This window comes from Halomonas sp. KX33721 (assembly GCF_001596805.1).
Taxonomy (GTDB): Bacteria; Pseudomonadota; Gammaproteobacteria; order Pseudomonadales; family Halomonadaceae; genus Vreelandella; species Vreelandella aquamarina.
Map to the genome: position 1 here is coordinate 38,020 of NZ_LVIA01000041.1, position 14,086 is coordinate 52,105.

Annotated in this window: 15 protein-coding genes; 12 read left to right on the top strand and 3 right to left on the bottom strand. The window is 58.1% G+C overall.

From position 1 onward, the window contains the following. Positions 1–71: 71 nt before the first annotated feature. The 6 genes from dbpA (at position 72) to A3220_RS14385 (ending at position 7,362) form a co-directional block, all read left to right on the top strand. Positions 72–1,463, top strand: a complete 1,392-nt coding sequence (dbpA, locus tag A3220_RS14360; protein WP_062375440.1) for an ATP-dependent RNA helicase DbpA — start codon at positions 72–74, stop codon at positions 1,461–1,463. A 48-nt stretch (positions 1,464–1,511) separates the two neighbouring features. Then, positions 1,512–2,369 carry a PA4780 family RIO1-like protein kinase gene (locus A3220_RS14365; RefSeq protein ID WP_062375442.1) on the top strand — a complete coding sequence of 286 codons (858 nt, stop codon included), beginning with the start codon at positions 1,512–1,514 and terminating at the stop codon, positions 2,367–2,369. Between the two features lie 251 nt (positions 2,370–2,620). Next, positions 2,621–3,031, top strand: a complete 411-nt coding sequence (locus tag A3220_RS14370) for an AbrB family transcriptional regulator (protein ID WP_252860484.1) — start codon at positions 2,621–2,623, stop codon at positions 3,029–3,031. A gap of 122 nt (positions 3,032–3,153) precedes the next feature. Further along, positions 3,154–5,046 (top strand): ABC transporter ATP-binding protein, encoded by a 1,893-nt coding sequence (locus A3220_RS14375; protein ID WP_062375444.1) that lies wholly within the window; start codon positions 3,154–3,156, stop codon positions 5,044–5,046. A 45-nt stretch (positions 5,047–5,091) separates the two neighbouring features. After that, positions 5,092–6,099 carry an NAD(P)-dependent alcohol dehydrogenase gene (locus A3220_RS14380; RefSeq protein WP_062375446.1) on the top strand — a complete coding sequence of 336 codons (1,008 nt, stop codon included), beginning with the start codon at positions 5,092–5,094 and terminating at the stop codon, positions 6,097–6,099. A gap of 105 nt (positions 6,100–6,204) precedes the next feature. Then, positions 6,205–7,362 (top strand): RNA-guided endonuclease TnpB family protein, encoded by a 1,158-nt coding sequence (locus tag A3220_RS14385; RefSeq protein WP_062375447.1) that lies wholly within the window; start codon positions 6,205–6,207, stop codon positions 7,360–7,362. Between the two features lie 220 nt (positions 7,363–7,582). Here A3220_RS14385 and A3220_RS14390 read toward each other — a convergent pair whose 3' ends face one another. Further along, positions 7,583–7,849 (bottom strand): hypothetical protein, encoded by a 267-nt coding sequence (locus A3220_RS14390; protein WP_054641284.1) that lies wholly within the window; start codon positions 7,847–7,849, stop codon positions 7,583–7,585. Positions 7,850–7,986: 137 nt separating this feature from the next. Here A3220_RS14390 and A3220_RS14395 point away from each other — a divergent pair, with 137 nt between their 5' ends. Both A3220_RS14395 and A3220_RS14400 read left to right on the top strand, forming a co-directional pair. Then, positions 7,987–8,799 carry a hypothetical protein gene (locus tag A3220_RS14395; RefSeq protein ID WP_062375449.1) on the top strand — a complete coding sequence of 271 codons (813 nt, stop codon included), beginning with the start codon at positions 7,987–7,989 and terminating at the stop codon, positions 8,797–8,799. Positions 8,800–8,807: 8 nt separating this feature from the next. Then, on the top strand, positions 8,808–9,620 hold the full coding sequence (locus tag A3220_RS14400; RefSeq protein ID WP_062375451.1) for a mechanosensitive ion channel domain-containing protein: 813 nt from the start codon (positions 8,808–8,810) through the stop codon (positions 9,618–9,620). A gap of 93 nt (positions 9,621–9,713) precedes the next feature. Here the strand turns inward: A3220_RS14400 and A3220_RS14405 are convergent, their stop codons facing one another. After that, the gene (locus tag A3220_RS14405; protein ID WP_062375452.1) at positions 9,714–10,445 is read right to left on the bottom strand and encodes a YebC/PmpR family DNA-binding transcriptional regulator; all 732 of its coding nucleotides are present in this window, start codon (positions 10,443–10,445) and stop codon (positions 9,714–9,716) included. Between the two features lie 233 nt (positions 10,446–10,678). On the opposite strand from A3220_RS14405, the gene A3220_RS14410 reads away from it, so the two are divergent. Beyond that, complete coding sequence (locus A3220_RS14410) at positions 10,679–11,296, top strand: LysE family translocator (RefSeq protein WP_128082438.1); 618 nt, start codon at positions 10,679–10,681, stop codon at positions 11,294–11,296. Positions 11,297–11,371: 75 nt separating this feature from the next. Continuing rightward, complete coding sequence (locus A3220_RS14415; RefSeq protein WP_044629284.1) at positions 11,372–11,857, top strand: glutathione peroxidase; 486 nt, start codon at positions 11,372–11,374, stop codon at positions 11,855–11,857. A 12-nt stretch (positions 11,858–11,869) separates the two neighbouring features. Here A3220_RS14415 and A3220_RS14420 read toward each other — a convergent pair whose 3' ends face one another. After that, a complete protein-coding gene (locus A3220_RS14420; RefSeq protein ID WP_044629259.1) occupies positions 11,870–12,253 on the bottom strand; it encodes a hypothetical protein in 384 nt (127 codons plus the stop codon). Positions 12,254–12,413: 160 nt separating this feature from the next. On the opposite strand from A3220_RS14420, the gene fabV reads away from it, so the two are divergent. Together fabV and A3220_RS14430 are read left to right on the top strand one after the other, a co-directional pair. Next, positions 12,414–13,610: an enoyl-ACP reductase FabV gene (gene fabV / locus A3220_RS14425; RefSeq protein WP_058576872.1), complete on the top strand. Its 1,197-nt coding sequence runs from the start codon at positions 12,414–12,416 to the stop codon at positions 13,608–13,610. A 67-nt stretch (positions 13,611–13,677) separates the two neighbouring features. Next, positions 13,678–13,893 (top strand): hypothetical protein, encoded by a 216-nt coding sequence (locus tag A3220_RS14430; RefSeq protein WP_054645133.1) that lies wholly within the window; start codon positions 13,678–13,680, stop codon positions 13,891–13,893. The last annotated feature ends 193 nt before the right edge of the window (positions 13,894–14,086 follow it).

A 14,086-nucleotide genomic window follows, 5' to 3' on the forward strand; every position in this document is an offset into this window, starting at 1 on the left:
GGTGGCACTTTCTGGTATGGTGCTTCACATTATCGGTTTGCTGGGCATCACGCCCCCTTCAGGAATTTTTCGTGTCAGATACCTCGTTTGCCTCTCTTGCCCTCTCGCCCGCGCTGCTGAGCACGCTCGACTCTCTGGGCTATCACGACATGACGCCCGTTCAGGCGCAGAGCCTGCCGCCCATGCTGGTGGGGCGCGATGTGATGGCGCAGGCCAAAACGGGCTCGGGTAAAACCGCCGCGTTTGGTTTGGCGCTGTTGTCACAGCTGCGTGTAGAAGCCTTCAGCGTACAGGGCTTGGTGCTGTGCCCCACCCGCGAACTGGCGGATCAGGTCGCCGAGGAGCTGCGACGCCTGGCGCGGGGCATGCCCAACGTCAAAGTACTCACACTGTGTGGCGGCGCGCCCTTTGGGCCGCAGCTCGCATCGCTGGAGCACGGTGCTCATATCGTGGTGGGCACGCCGGGGCGGGTGGACGAGCACTTGCGCAAAGGCTCGCTCACGCTTGGGTCGCTGGCCGTGCTGGTGCTGGACGAAGCCGACCGTATGCTGGACATGGGCTTTCAGGTCACCATCGACGACATCATCGCCGATACCCCCGCTGACCGACAAACGCTGCTGTTCAGCGCGACGTTTCCCGATGAGCGGGAGGGGCTGGCAGCCATGACCCGCGGCGTGCTGCGCGACCCGGTCAGTGTCAAGGTGGCAGAGACCCACGATGCCACGACCATCGAGCAGCACTTTTACCGTGTGTCTCATGACGACGACCGTTTTGCTGCATTGACCGAGCTGCTGCTCGCCACGCGGCCTACCACCAGCGTGGTGTTCTGTAACACCAAGCGAGAAACCCAAGCGGTAGCCGATGGTTTGGTCGACGCGGGCTTCAGTGCCGTCGCTTTGCACGGCGATCTCGAGCAGAAAGACCGCGACCGGCTGCTGGTGCTGTTTGCCAATCAGAGCGCATCGATTTTGGTCGCCACCGATGTGGCCGCCCGCGGGCTCGACATTGCTCAACTAGACGCCGTTTTCAATTACCAAATCGCCCGCGAGCTGGACGTCCACGTTCATCGCGTCGGTCGCACGGGGCGCGCAGGAGCCAGCGGTATCGCCTGTACCCTGGTCACACCGCAAGAAGATTATCGACTCGAACGCCTCGCTGAGCTGTTGGGCGAGCCGCTCGCGACCGAGCCGCTGCCGAAAGCCACCAACGGTTCGCCGTTCGAGCCCCCCATGGCCACGCTACAGTTGGCGGGTGGCAAGAAAGATAAGCTGCGCCCTGGCGACATTCTGGGAGCATTGACCAGCGAAGGCGGTCTGCGCGGTGATCAGGTGGGTAAGATCAAGGTGTTGGCTCGAAGCGCTTACGTCGCGGTGGCGCGCAGCGCTGTCCAGAAAGCTCAGGCCAAGCTGGAGCGGGATAAACTCAAAGGGCGCGCTTTCCGCGTGCGACGCATTCGCCATTAACGATCCCAATGACGTGGTCGCTATCATAAGGAGCCTTCGCAGCAAGTTATGAAAACACCCAAACGATTACAGCCCTTGGTCGATGACGGCCTGATCGATGAGGTGCTGATGCAGTTGATGAGCGGCAAGGAAGCGCAGGTGTATGTGGTGCGCTGCGGCGGAGACACACGCTGTGCCAAAGTATTCAAGGAGGCCAAGCAGCGCAGTTTCAAGCAAGCGGTGCAATACCAGGAAGGGCGTAAAGAGCGTAACAGCCGCCGAGCGAGGGCCATGGCCAAGAAAACCCGCTACGGCCAGAAAGAGCAGGAGCAGGCGTGGCTCACCGCCGAGGTGGATGCGTTGTACCGCTTAGCCGCAGCTGATGTTCGTGTGCCAAAGCCCTATGGCTTTGTGGATGGCGTGTTGTTGATGGAGATGATTACCGACGCTGAAGGCGATGTAGCACCGCGCTTAGACGATGTCACCCTGACCGAAGAGCAGGCGCTGCGCTATCACACCAAAGTGATTCAGGACGTGGTGAAAATGCTCTGCGCGGGTCTGATCCACGGTGATTTATCTGAGTTCAACGTGTTGGTCGATGCCGATGGCCCGGTCATTATCGACTTGCCCCAAGCGGTAGACGCGGCCGGTAATAACAGCGCCGCCGCCATGCTGGAGCGCGATGTCGATAACATGCGCGCTTATTTTGGTCGCTTTGCTCCCGAGCTGCTCACTACTCACTACGGCAAGGAGATGTGGGCGCTTTATGAAGCGGGCGAGCTGCACCCCGATAGCAAACTCACCGGCCACTTCGAGTTTGATAGCCACATTGCCAACGTGGATGAGCTGATGGAAGTCATCGACGACGCCAAAGAGGAAGAAGCTGAGCGTCAGGCGCGAATGCGTGATGACGACGACGAGGATTAACCCCAATAGTGATAAACTGAGGCAACGCTTAGCAGAGTAAGTAGTTGGATGAAACGACTCTGCCATATCGCATAGCCGAAAGATCACCGGAGGGGCGTGTGAAGGGCAGTCGTTTCAGTGCAGGGAGAGCCAAGTCACTCCTGAGCTGGCCCACCGGGTGCTCGACAGGCCCGTTTCGGCCATGCTGCTGTTGGCGGGGGTAGCGTCGTCAACCGCCGTGGCGCCTGCCAAGCCCCGCGCTGCTCGCTCCCTTGTTAGCCACCGCGCTACTCTCCGGGTTAGATATCGCCAGCCTCGCCCTGCCAAGCTGGGGCATGAACCTGATGCTCTGGGTGCTGGGCAGCGCGATTGGTTCACGCTTTCAAGGTATGACGCGGCGGCTGTTGGGCCGCTACTTATGGCAGTCAGGCGTTGCGACGCTGCTGGCCCTCGTCGTGTTGGCTGTTTTTGCCGAACTGATCCACCAAACGGTGGGGGTAGGGCGCGATGTTGCCTTGCTTGCTTTAGCCCCTGGCGGTATTGGTGAAATGGCGATACTCGCCGTCGCGCTCAACATTGACCCGGTGTTCGTGGCGTTTCATCACCTGCTGCGCATGGTCACCCTGATGATTGTTGCTCCCTTCTGGGCCCGCTGGCTAATGCGCCATCATCCTGACGCCTGACGCCTGACGCCTGACGCCTGACGCCTGACGCCTGACGCCTGACGCCTGACGCCTGACGTCGCGATCATTACGCTAACTCTCCTCGCTGTGCTCCCTTTTATCGCGTCATGTAAGGACTCTCCATGCTGTCACGTCTGCTCTCGCCGCTGTTCCGTTTTTTTGAGGAGCGCGTTAACCCCTACCCAGAGGGTGAGGTCACCACACCGCCCAAAGGGCTGTTGCCGTTTATCTGGCACTTTTCGCGCCCGGTGTGGCCGTGGCTGCTAGTGATGTCGTTGATTACGGCGGTGGTATCCGCCGCAGAGGTGGTGTTCTTTAGCTACATGGGCGATTTGGTGGATTGGCTGGGTGGCGTCGAGCGCGCCGATTTCTGGGCCAACCACGGCCTGTGGCTGGCGGGCCTTGGTTTGTTAGTGGTGGTGGGCCTGCCGCTACTGGTGCTGCTGCAGTCGCTGGTCACCCACCAGAGCATTTTTGGTAACTACCCGATGATTGGCCGCTGGCTCTCTCATCGCCATATGCTCAGCCAGAGCCTAGCGTTCTATCAAGATGAGTTTGCCGGGCGGGTATCGCAAAAAGTGATGCAAACCGCGCTGGCCGTGCGGGAAACCGTCACCAAAGTGATGGATCTGATGGTGTACGCCATCGTCTATTTTACCGGGGCGGCCATTCTGTTGGGACGCGCCGATCCATGGCTGCTGCTGCCGCTAGGCCTTTGGCTGATCGGTTATTTGGGCATCATGCGCTTTTTCGTACCGCGCCTGCGGGATGTTTCCATGGCCCAGGCGGATGCTCGCGCGCAAATGACTGGCCGCGTGGTGGATAGCTACAGCAATATCCAAACTATCAAGCTGTTTGCCGATACTCAGCGCGAAGAGCGCTACGCCAAAGATGCTATGGAGGGCTTTATGGTCACCGTGCATCGCCAGATGCGTTTGGTCACGGTGATGAGCGTCTGCTTGACGCTGCTTAATACGCTGCTGCTAGTTGGCACGGCAGGCATGGCGATTGCAGCGTGGTACATGGAGGCGATCTCCCTGGGCGTGCTGGCCATCGCCATTGCCCTGGTGATGCGGATCCGTTTTATGTCCGACTGGATTTTATGGGAAGTCGCTGGGCTGTTTGAAAACATCGGCACGGTGCAGGATGGCATGAACACCATCGCCCAGGAGCCGACTGTCAAAGATGCTCCTAATGCCAAAGCATTGAGCGTGCCCAACGGAGAGATCGTCTTCGACGCGTTGCGTTTCCAATATGCCCAGGCAAAAGGGGAGAGCAAAAACGTCTTCGATGGTCTGAGCCTGACCATCAAACCCGGTGAAAAGATCGGCCTGATTGGCCGCTCCGGGGCGGGGAAATCGACCCTGGCGAACCTGTTGCTGCGCTTTTACGACCTGCAGGGCGGGCGCATTCTGATCGACGGACAAAACATTGCTGAGGTCACCCAGACCTCGCTGCGCCACCAGATCGGCATGGTGACCCAAGACACCTCGCTGCTGCACCGTTCGCTGCGAGATAACATCCGCTATGGCAGTCCGCACGCCAGCGATGAGGATGTCTGGCAGGCGGTATGCCGTGCCCATGCCGATACTTTCATCAATGACCTAGTCGATCCCAAAGGGCGGCGCGGTTTGGATGCTCATGTGGGAGAGCGGGGCGTGAAGCTCTCCGGCGGCCAGCGCCAGCGCATTGCCATCGCCCGGGTGCTGCTCAAGGACGCCCCGATTCTGGTGTTGGATGAAGCCACCTCGGCGCTGGATTCCGAGGTTGAAGCGGCGATTCAAGAGCAGTTGGATGCGTTGATGGAGGGCAAAACGGTGATTGCCATCGCCCATCGGCTCTCTACCATTGCCATGCTAGACCGTTTGATTGTGGTGGATGAAGGGCGCATGGTGGAGAGCGGCACTCATCAGGAATTGCTGGCCCGAAACGGCATTTATGCAGGCCTTTGGCAGCGCCAGTCGGGAGGATTTTTGGGTAACGACCTTGATCCTGATAACAATGCCCTCATTTGAGACTAGACCGGTCGCCTAGTAAGGGCGCTTTAACAGGAGGTACTGATGCAAGCTATCCAGCTTCAACAACCCGGCGGTTTAGATAAATTGAACGTTGTCGACGTGGCAGCCCCTGGGGAGCCAGGCCCCGGCGAGATCAAAGTGCGCCTGCACGCCAGCTCGCTGAACTTTCACGACTACGCGGTCGTGGCGGGGATGATTCCCACCGACGATAAGCGCATCCCGATGTCCGACGGCGCGGGCGTGGTGGAAGCCGTTGGCGAAGGTGTGGAAGAGTTTGCCGTGGGCGATGCGGTCGTCTCGACTTTCTTCCCATACTGGCTGGAAGGCCCTGCGCGCGTAGGCGACTTCACCACCACCCCTGGCGATGGCGTCGATGGCTATGCCCGCGAGCAGGTAATTCGACCGGCCACATGGTTTACTCGCCAGCCGATCGGCTACAGCCATGTAGAATCCGCCACGTTGACCACCGCAGGATTGACCGCTTGGCGCGCGCTGGTGGTGGACGGCGGCTTGAAAGCGGGCGATACCGTGCTGGTACTGGGTACCGGCGGGGTGTCGATCTTTGCGCTGCAGTTCGCCAAGCTGATGGGGGCTCGAGTGATCGCGACCTCCTCTTCCAATGAGAAGCTGGAGCGCCTGCGTAGCCTCGGCGCGGAGCACACCATCAACTACCGCGAGACACCCGAGTGGGGAAAAGCGGTCAAAGCGTTGACCGACGGCAAAGGCGTGGATCACGTCATCGAGGTAGGCGGCCCCGGTACGCTGCCGCAATCCATCGATGCCGTGAAGATTGGCGGACACATTTCGCTGATTGGCGTACTGACCGGCCGCGAGGGAGACATTCCCACTGCCAAGCTCATGGCGAAACAGGCCAAGCTGCAGGGTTTGATCGTCGGTAGCCGTCGCCACCAGATCGAGATGATCGACGCGATCGAAGCGGCGAATTTGAAACCGATCATCGATCGTGAATTCCCGCTTAGCGAGATTGCCGAGGCGTTTCGTCATCAAGAATCGGGCAAGCACTTTGGTAAAATCTGCCTGACCTTCTGATCAAAATGCGCGTCAAACCTCGGCCTTCTAGGCTGGGGAAGGAAAGCGCGAGGCGCGCAGCGCCTCTTTTTTGACACGCTATATCTAGCGCGCTAGATTAAAAGCATGACGACCGTACACCGCGCCTATCGTTATCGGTTTTATCCCACGTCCGAGCAAGCCGACCAACTTGCTCGGACGTTTGGCTGTGTGCGGTACGTTTACAACCACTTCCTCCGCCAGCGCACCGATGCCTGGTTTGAGCATCAAGAGCGGATGGGCTACAACGCCACCGCCAAAGCCCTCACGACCCTCAAGAAACAGCCGGACACGGTGTTTCTGGCCGAGGTCTCCAACGTCTGCTTGCAACAATCACTCAGGCATCTGGATCGGGCGTTTAGCAATTTTTTCAAAGGCCAGGCGCGGTATCCCACCTTTAAGAAAAAGCAGCGCAAGCAATCCGCTACCTACATGGCCAACGGCTTTCGCTGGCGCGATGGCAAGCTGTGGCTTGCTAAGCACAAAGACCCGCTCGACATCCGGTGGAGTCGTTATTTTTCCGGCACACCAAGCAGCATCACGGTGAGCTGCGATACCGCTGGCCGTTACCACGTCAGCTTTTTGGTGGAAGAAGCGACCACACCGCTACCCGTGACACCGAAAATGGTCGGTATCGACCTTGGGCTGACGCACCGCGTCATCACCAGTCACGGCGATAAAATCCCCAATCCGCGCTTTCTGCGCCGTACCGAGCGTAAATTGGCGCGGGCACAACGAAGCCTGTCGCACAAACGGAAAGGCTCTAACAACCGCGCCAAGGCGCGGCATCGGGTGGCCAAGGTGTATGCCAAACTGGCCGATCAGCGCCGCGATGCCACCCACAAACTCTCCACGCAGCTTATTCACGAGAACCAAGTTATTGCTGCCGAGAGTTTGCAAGTCAAAAACCTGCTGAAAAACCGCTCGCTCTCAAAGGCGATCAGCGACGTAGGCTGGCACCAGCTCACCCAACAACTGGCGTACAAGGCCGAGCGGTACGGGCGCGATTTCGTTCAGATCGACAAGTGGTATCCCAGTTCGAAGCGATGCTTTCACTGTGGCCATATCATCGACAACATGCCCCTTAACATCCGCACTTGGAACTGCCCAAGCTGCGGCACCCAAGGCATCGACCGGGACGTGAACGCTGCCCGCAACATTTTGCAATCGGGCAAAGCCATTCTGGCGGGGGCTGACAAGCTGCGCCAGCATGAGAAAACTACCGTGGGGCTCACGGGAAGCTAAGCCTGTGGAGCTTGTGTAAGACCTGAGGTGCTATCACCAAGGGCAACGGGCTGCGAAGCAGGAACCTGGAAGGCGACAACCAGGAACCCCCTTCCTTTCCGCCGTAGGCGGCAGCGTCCTAAAACGCTGAGGGAGGGGAGGAGGTCAAAATCAAGCGCTAACAATCGTACTACACGTCTGCATAGAAGGCGGGCGTGTAGTGCGTATCAACCATGTTGCCCTACTCTCCTAATCGGCTAAATACCACGCCTTTTACCTCAAGCTCCCAGATGTCGTCGTAAGGCACAGTGACGCCATCCATATCGCCAGGGTCGCCGGTACTGTTTTTAATCACGGTTTCGGGAATGACCTTCACTCCCATCACCCCGACATGCTGAATTCTTCCGCTGAACCGGTTGCCTTCCTGCTCAATGAGCACCCGCTCGCCAGCAATGCACTTTGCAAGCTTCTCGTGTAGTTCAGCCATCGTGACATTCACCACGCTCATCGTTGCCTCCTGCGCATCGCTCAAAAGTGAGTTACTTGGCAATAACGACTTTATTTTAGACGATAAGTTCGGCTAGCCCCGGGGGTATGGCATAAGGCATGCTAACCTTAATCTAGTTTAATGAATCGAGGCGGGATATGGCGCAAGGCTCAACGAACGCGGCTTTATCGCCATGGAACGTGGTGGCATTAGACACCTTTCAAACCCCTAAGCGCACCCAGGCGAGCCAGTGGCGGCGTAGCTGGCGAGCGGCCACCACCTGGATGATAGGCAAGGAAGCTTCCGAGCGCCAAGCGAAGCAGGAGAGTGAACTGCGCGCGCTGCCTAAAGTGAAGCTGGCGCATGTTGCGCCCCCCATTGACTGGATGCCCGCCACCGAACGCTTGAAACAGGCGCTGAAAGACGACGAAGATGCGCCGGTTGTGCTGTTTATTTCACCGCCTTACGGCGGGCACAGCGCCGTGGTAAGCCAATGGGCTGCGCAACAGGATATTCCTTGCCTCGCCGTACCCACGCTGAAAGAGCTAGTGGACGGCAGCCTAGCCTGGGTAGAAGACGCTACCCAGCTAAAGCGCTGGGCAATTCCTGCATTGGAGTACCACTTTTTACGCCATACCAATGGCTTGCAAAGCGTTCGTGAATTGCTTGAGCGTGCCTTGAGTGGGCGCCTAGGGCAGAGCGTGATGGGGTGCGACAGTTGGACCTACGCCTACTTACAGCATACGGTGGGGTTGGAGGGCGTGCCGGTATTGACCCTCCAAGGGCTAGAAGACCAAGCCTTAAAGCACGTGCTGCCCTTTTCTGACCACGAAGCGTTAAACGCACGCTTTGCCCTGGCGCAGCGCGGCATTCTTAGCAGCCAGCAGGGGCGCTGGCAGGTGGCACCGCTTAGCTATGCCAGTGTGCGGCAGTTGCTTGAGTCACGTAACTATCTCGTTGACCCACTCTAGGAGCGCCGATGGAAGACCAAGGGCAGTACGCCAAGCTGTTTAACGATATAGATAGCCAAACGCTGATCACGCTCGGCATTATCTTGGTCAGCACGATCCTACTGATTGTTGTCAGCCAGCGAGGACTCAACTGGGTGGCGAATCGGCTGCACGGCCAAGTGCGCTTTCGAGTTTTTGCCCTGGTGCCGCTTACGCGACTGCTAATTTTAATAGCGGCGCTCGCCATTATTGTGCCGATCGTTATCGACCCATCACTGCGCAATATGGTCACGCTGCTGGGGGCGATTGGCTTAGCCATTGGCTTTGCGCTGAAAGATTATGTCAGCAGCCTGATCGCTGGGGTAGTGTCTGCCGTCGAGCTACCGTACCGGCCTGGCGACTGGGTGAATATCGAAGGCACGTACGGCGAAGTAAAGCACGTGGGCATGCGTACGGTAGAAGTACAAACTCCTGATGACGATCTGGTCGCCGTGCCGCATTTGAAGCTCTGGGACACCGCCATCTACAACGCCAACAACGGCGGCACCAGCCTACAGTGCGTGGCGAGTTTTTACCTTCATCCAGAGCATGAGGCCGGTTGGGTGCGCAAAGCACTGCGCGATGTAGCGCTGACCAGCGCGTACTTAAAGTTTGACGAGCCGATTATCGTGGTGGCGGAGGAGAAGCCCTGGGGCACCCATTACCGTATCCGCGCCTACCCCGTTGATCCCCGCCAGCAGTTTCTGTTTGTCACTGATTTAACGGTGCGCGGCAAAACAGTGCTTAGCGCTGCTGGCATTCAACCAGCGCTGCTACCACCGGATGCGGCACTAGATGCATAGTTGGATGAATAAAAGCAACCCGACCGCCAGCAGAGATGCCAGCGGCGGAAGGGTGGATCTTCGTGCCGAGGGATGCGTTGAGCGACTAGCGGCTCAAGCCTCGTCTTCCGGCAGTTCCGCGTTATGGAAGACGTTCTGGACGTCGTCCAGGTCGTTGAGCATACCCAGAAACTTTTCAAACATCGCCACGTCGTCGCCTTCGATGGGCGTGGTGGTTTGTGGCAAGAACTGGATTTCGTCGACCTCGAAGTCGATCTCACCCAGCGCATCCAACAGTGCCTGCTTGGCTTTGGCGTAGTCGGTATGCGGCGCAAAGACGGTGATGCGCCCCTCTTCCTGTTCGATATCGGTCACGTCCACGTCGGCTTCCATCAGCGCTTCCAGTACGGTTTCTTCATCGCTACCAGCGAAAGAGAAGATCGCGCAGTGGTCGAACATGTGGCTGACGCTGCCCGGCGTGCCGATCTTGCTCTTGGTTTTGGTGAAGCAGCCGCGTACATCGCCAAAGGTGCGGTTGGGGTTGTCGGTCAAGCAGTCGACAATCACCATGGCGTTGCCGGGGCCAAAGCCCTCGTAGCGTGCCGGAGAGAAGTCTTCGCCGCCTGCGCCGCTGGCTTTATCCAGGGCTTTATCAATGACGTGGGACGGCACCTGGTCTTTCTTGGCACGCTCCATCAAACCGCGCAGCGCGAGGTTACCGTTGGGGTCCGTGCCGCCCGCTTTGGCACAGACGTAAATTTCACGCCCATACTTGCTGTAAACCTTGGTTTTCGCAGCGGCCGTTTTGGCCATGGATTCCTTACGGTTTTGAAACGCCCTGCCCATATTGAAGTCCTTTATTAGCCATGAACCGCCTGCATGGCAGGCGTCATCGTTTTCAAAAAGGGGAAAATTTTACCCAACAGCGTACCATGCTAACAGTGTTATTTAAGCGCCTGGGTGGTTTCCCCTACGGTTAAAAGACATGCTACAGGCAACAACACAAGAATTGGCCTTAGCTTAGGCAAGCGCTGTCGTATACTGGCCAGCTCATAACGAGGCTATCCCTGGAGGAGAAAATGCCGCTGACACTCTGGCTTTCGCTGGCTGCCATTTGTGCGATGGGGGCCATGTCGCCTGGGCCAAGCTTAGCATTGGTGCTACGCCACACGTTGGGGGGTGGTCGCGTGCCAGGCATCACGGCGGCTATTTTTCATGCCTTCGGCGTAGGGTTTTATGCGTTGCTCACCGTGCTGGGCTTGGGCGCTGTAATGGTGCGTTTTCCCGAATTGTTTCAGTTGATTACATGGTGCGGCGCAGCGTATTTGGCGTGGCTGGGTATCAAGGCGCTGCGCGCTGGCCGTAGCGGTGCGCTCTCGCCGAGTGCCGTGGCCACGACGCCGCAGCAAGCCGCCAAGGAAGCCGTACTGGTGGCCCTGGGCAATCCCAAGCTGATCATCTTTTTCGTCGCGCTATTGAGCCAGTTCGTGACGCCGGAGATGTCCTTGCTTGCCAAGGCGATCATCGTGGCCACGGCTATTATTATTGATGGTGGCTGGTACGTGCTGGTGGTCGTAGGGCTTTCTCACTCTCGGGTGCTGCCGTGGCTGCAGCGCCACGCCCACTGGATTAACCGCATTACCGGCGTACTGTTGATTGCGCTGGCGCTGCGTGTGGTGGCGGGGCCCATCATTTAATTTCCACGCTGGTGTCACTACCGTTGCCATGGCAAGGTAAGGCGCATGCTGGTAAAGGCATTTAGAGGCCTGGCGATGACGATTTACGAGCAGGATTGTTATACCCATCAAGGTAAGCCCTTCAATCTGCGCGCTTTGCGTGGGCAGGTATTATTGGTGGTCAATGTGGCCAGCCAGTGCGGTTTTACGCCGCAGTTGAAAGAGCTCGAGGGGCTGTACCAGCGTTACCGGGATCGTGGATTTACCGTGTTGGGCTTCCCCTGTAACCAGTTTGGCCGCCAGTCGCCCGAGAGTGCCGAGGCGTTCTGCGCCTTTGGCGAGCAGCAGTTCGGGGTGAGCTTTCCGCTGCTGGAAAAGGTGAAAGTCAACGGCTCCGATGCTCACCCGCTATTTGTACAGCTCAAGCGGGAGGCGCCAGGGATTTTGGGCACCAAAGCTGTAAAGTGGAATTTCACCAAGTTTCTGGTAGGCCGAGATGGCAAGGTCATCGCCCGCTTTGGCCCCAAGGATCATGGGTTAACGCTGCGCTTAGCCCTTGAAGCCGCACTGGATAAAGAGTGAATCAGCCAGCCGCTAAACCTCCCCGCGCGCGACCATCAAGCGTTGCATTAGCTCGGTCCAGCGATGGCGAACCATCATGGTCGTCAATCCCGAAAAGAGTGCCCAGCTTTTGCGCCGCCAGCCTTTCAATTTCAGATTGTGGTTCACCAGCTGCTTCATCAGTTTGTAGTCATCGAACTTGCGCCACTCGCTGGCGACTGACAGCTGGTGGCGTGACATCACCGGCGCCAGCTCCAGGCGTAGCATCCACTCAAGCTCTTTGAGCGACATCTTGTGCTGCTCAATCACCTCAATCATATGGGCGTAGTCGCGCTCGCTGGGTTCGCGGTCAAGCCAGAGAGGGGCAAGTGCTAGCCACAAATCGCCCCGCTCATCGACTAGCTGCTGTGCATTCATTAAAGATCCCGTCGGCAAGTGGTGGGCAGGCCGCTATCCTGCCGCGAATGGCGGATAAGCTCAAGAGCGGACAGGGCGCGCCGAGACCGCTAGAATACCCTCATTGATAACTCGGCACTGCCGTGCCGAACGCAATACTCATCTGATGAAGGGGTCGAATGTGATCATTAAACCGAAAGTGCGTGGCTTTATCTGCACCACCACCCACCCGAAAGGCTGCGAGCAGAACGTTCTCGAGCAGATCGAAGCGACCCGCGCCCGTGGTTTGGACAAAAGCCAAGGCCCGAAGAAAGTGCTGGTGATCGGTGCCTCTAGCGGTTACGGCCTAGCGGCGCGTATTACCGCCGCCTTTGGTTACGGCGCCGACACTCTGGGGGTGTTTTTTGAAAAGCCGGGCACCGAGAAGAAGCCGGGCACCGCTGGCTGGTACAACAGCGCCGCGTTCGATAAGTTTGCCAAGCAGGAAGGTCTGTACAGCAAATCCATTAATGGCGATGCGTTCTCCCACGAAGCGCGGGAAAAAGCCATTGAGCTGATCAAGCAAGACATGGGTGAGATTGATCTCGTGGTTTACTCACTGGCATCCCCCGTGCGTAAGCTGCCCGATACCGGTGAAGTCAAACGCTCTAGCCTAAAGCCGATTGGTGAGACCTACCGCGCCACGGCCATTGATACTAACAAAGACACCATTATTGAAGCCGAAGTGGAACCGGCCACCCAGCAAGAGATCGACGACACCATCACCGTGATGGGCGGCGAAGACTGGGAGCTGTGGATGAGCGCTCTGGATGAGGCGGGCGTGCTGGCCAAAGGCGCGCGCAGCGTGGCGTTTAGCTACATCGGCACCGAAATTACTTGGCCGATTTACTGGCATGGTGCCTTGGGTAAGGCCAAAGAGGACCTGGACCGCGCAGCGGCGGCCATCGATGCCAAACTGCAAGAGAGCGGCGGCGGTGCCAACGTGGCGGTGCTGAAATCCGTCGTTACCCAAGCCAGCGCGGCGATTCCGGTGATGCCGCTGTACATCGCCATGGTCTACAAGGTGATGAAGGAGAAGGGCCTGCACGAAGGCACCATCGAGCAGCTCAACCGCCTGTTCGGCGAGCGCCTCTATGGAGGTGAGTTCACCACCGACGAGGCTGGCCGCCTGCGTCTGGACGACTGGGAGCTGCGTGACGACGTGCAGCAGGCGTGTAAGGATCTGTGGCCTCAGGTGACCACCGAGAACCTGTTCCAGATCACCGACTATGCTGGTTACAAGCACGAGTTCCTGAAGCTGTTCGGCTTCGAGCGTGACGACGTGGACTACGATGCCGATGTGAACCCCGAGGTCGAGTTCGATGTTGTAACGTTATAAACGCAGCGCGACGGGCAGCGCACACCGACGCGCTATGAATCATCGACCGGACTGGATGAGGTGACGTATGGATACCCGAGAGAGCAAAACCCCGGAAGAAGAGAAAGAGCACGTGCTGAGCGAGCGCATACCTGAAGATTTCGAGACCTCGCAGCCCCAACAACAGCCAGAAGCGAAAAAGTCTGCGAATGGGCTGCATAAAATGCTGCCGTTAATCATCGTGATTATGGGCATCATCGTCGCTGGCATTGTCATGTTGGGGCTAGGCAATAGCGGCGGCTAAAGTGAGCGTTTGCTGTTGTGCTTATTGCCGGGCCTAGGCTCGGCAATTTGTATTTTTGCGTCCTGTTTTTGTTTGCGTGGACATGGCGCTGCCTTCAATCGCGCAATTGAGTAAGATAGCGTTTAAATAGAACGCCTTATCCAGTCCACCAGCGGCGGTTTTCATGCAGCGCAATAGGCAGCACAGCGAATTC

Bases quoted from the DNA above. Each gene is read 5' to 3' on its own strand.
- A3220_RS14420 (WP_044629259.1), bottom strand. From the start codon at position 12,253: ATGAATGCACAGCAGCTAGTCGATGAGCGGGGCGATTTGTGGCTAGCA.
- A3220_RS14410 (WP_128082438.1), top strand. From the start codon at position 10,679: ATGCCGCTGACACTCTGGCTTTCGCTGGCTGCCATTTGTGCGATGGGG.
- A3220_RS14405 (WP_062375452.1), bottom strand. From the start codon at position 10,445: ATGGGCAGGGCGTTTCAAAACCGTAAGGAATCCATGGCCAAAACGGCC.
- A3220_RS14390 (WP_054641284.1), bottom strand. From the start codon at position 7,849: ATGAGCGTGGTGAATGTCACGATGGCTGAACTACACGAGAAGCTTGCA.
- A3220_RS14400 (WP_062375451.1), top strand. From the start codon at position 8,808: ATGGAAGACCAAGGGCAGTACGCCAAGCTGTTTAACGATATAGATAGC.
- A3220_RS14380 (WP_062375446.1), top strand. From the start codon at position 5,092: ATGCAAGCTATCCAGCTTCAACAACCCGGCGGTTTAGATAAATTGAAC.
- A3220_RS14375 (WP_062375444.1), top strand. From the start codon at position 3,154: ATGCTGTCACGTCTGCTCTCGCCGCTGTTCCGTTTTTTTGAGGAGCGC.
- A3220_RS14395 (WP_062375449.1), top strand. From the start codon at position 7,987: ATGGCGCAAGGCTCAACGAACGCGGCTTTATCGCCATGGAACGTGGTG.
- A3220_RS14385 (WP_062375447.1), top strand. From the start codon at position 6,205: ATGACGACCGTACACCGCGCCTATCGTTATCGGTTTTATCCCACGTCC.
- A3220_RS14365 (WP_062375442.1), top strand. From the start codon at position 1,512: ATGAAAACACCCAAACGATTACAGCCCTTGGTCGATGACGGCCTGATC.
- A3220_RS14430 (WP_054645133.1), top strand. From the start codon at position 13,678: ATGGATACCCGAGAGAGCAAAACCCCGGAAGAAGAGAAAGAGCACGTG.
- A3220_RS14415 (WP_044629284.1), top strand. From the start codon at position 11,372: ATGACGATTTACGAGCAGGATTGTTATACCCATCAAGGTAAGCCCTTC.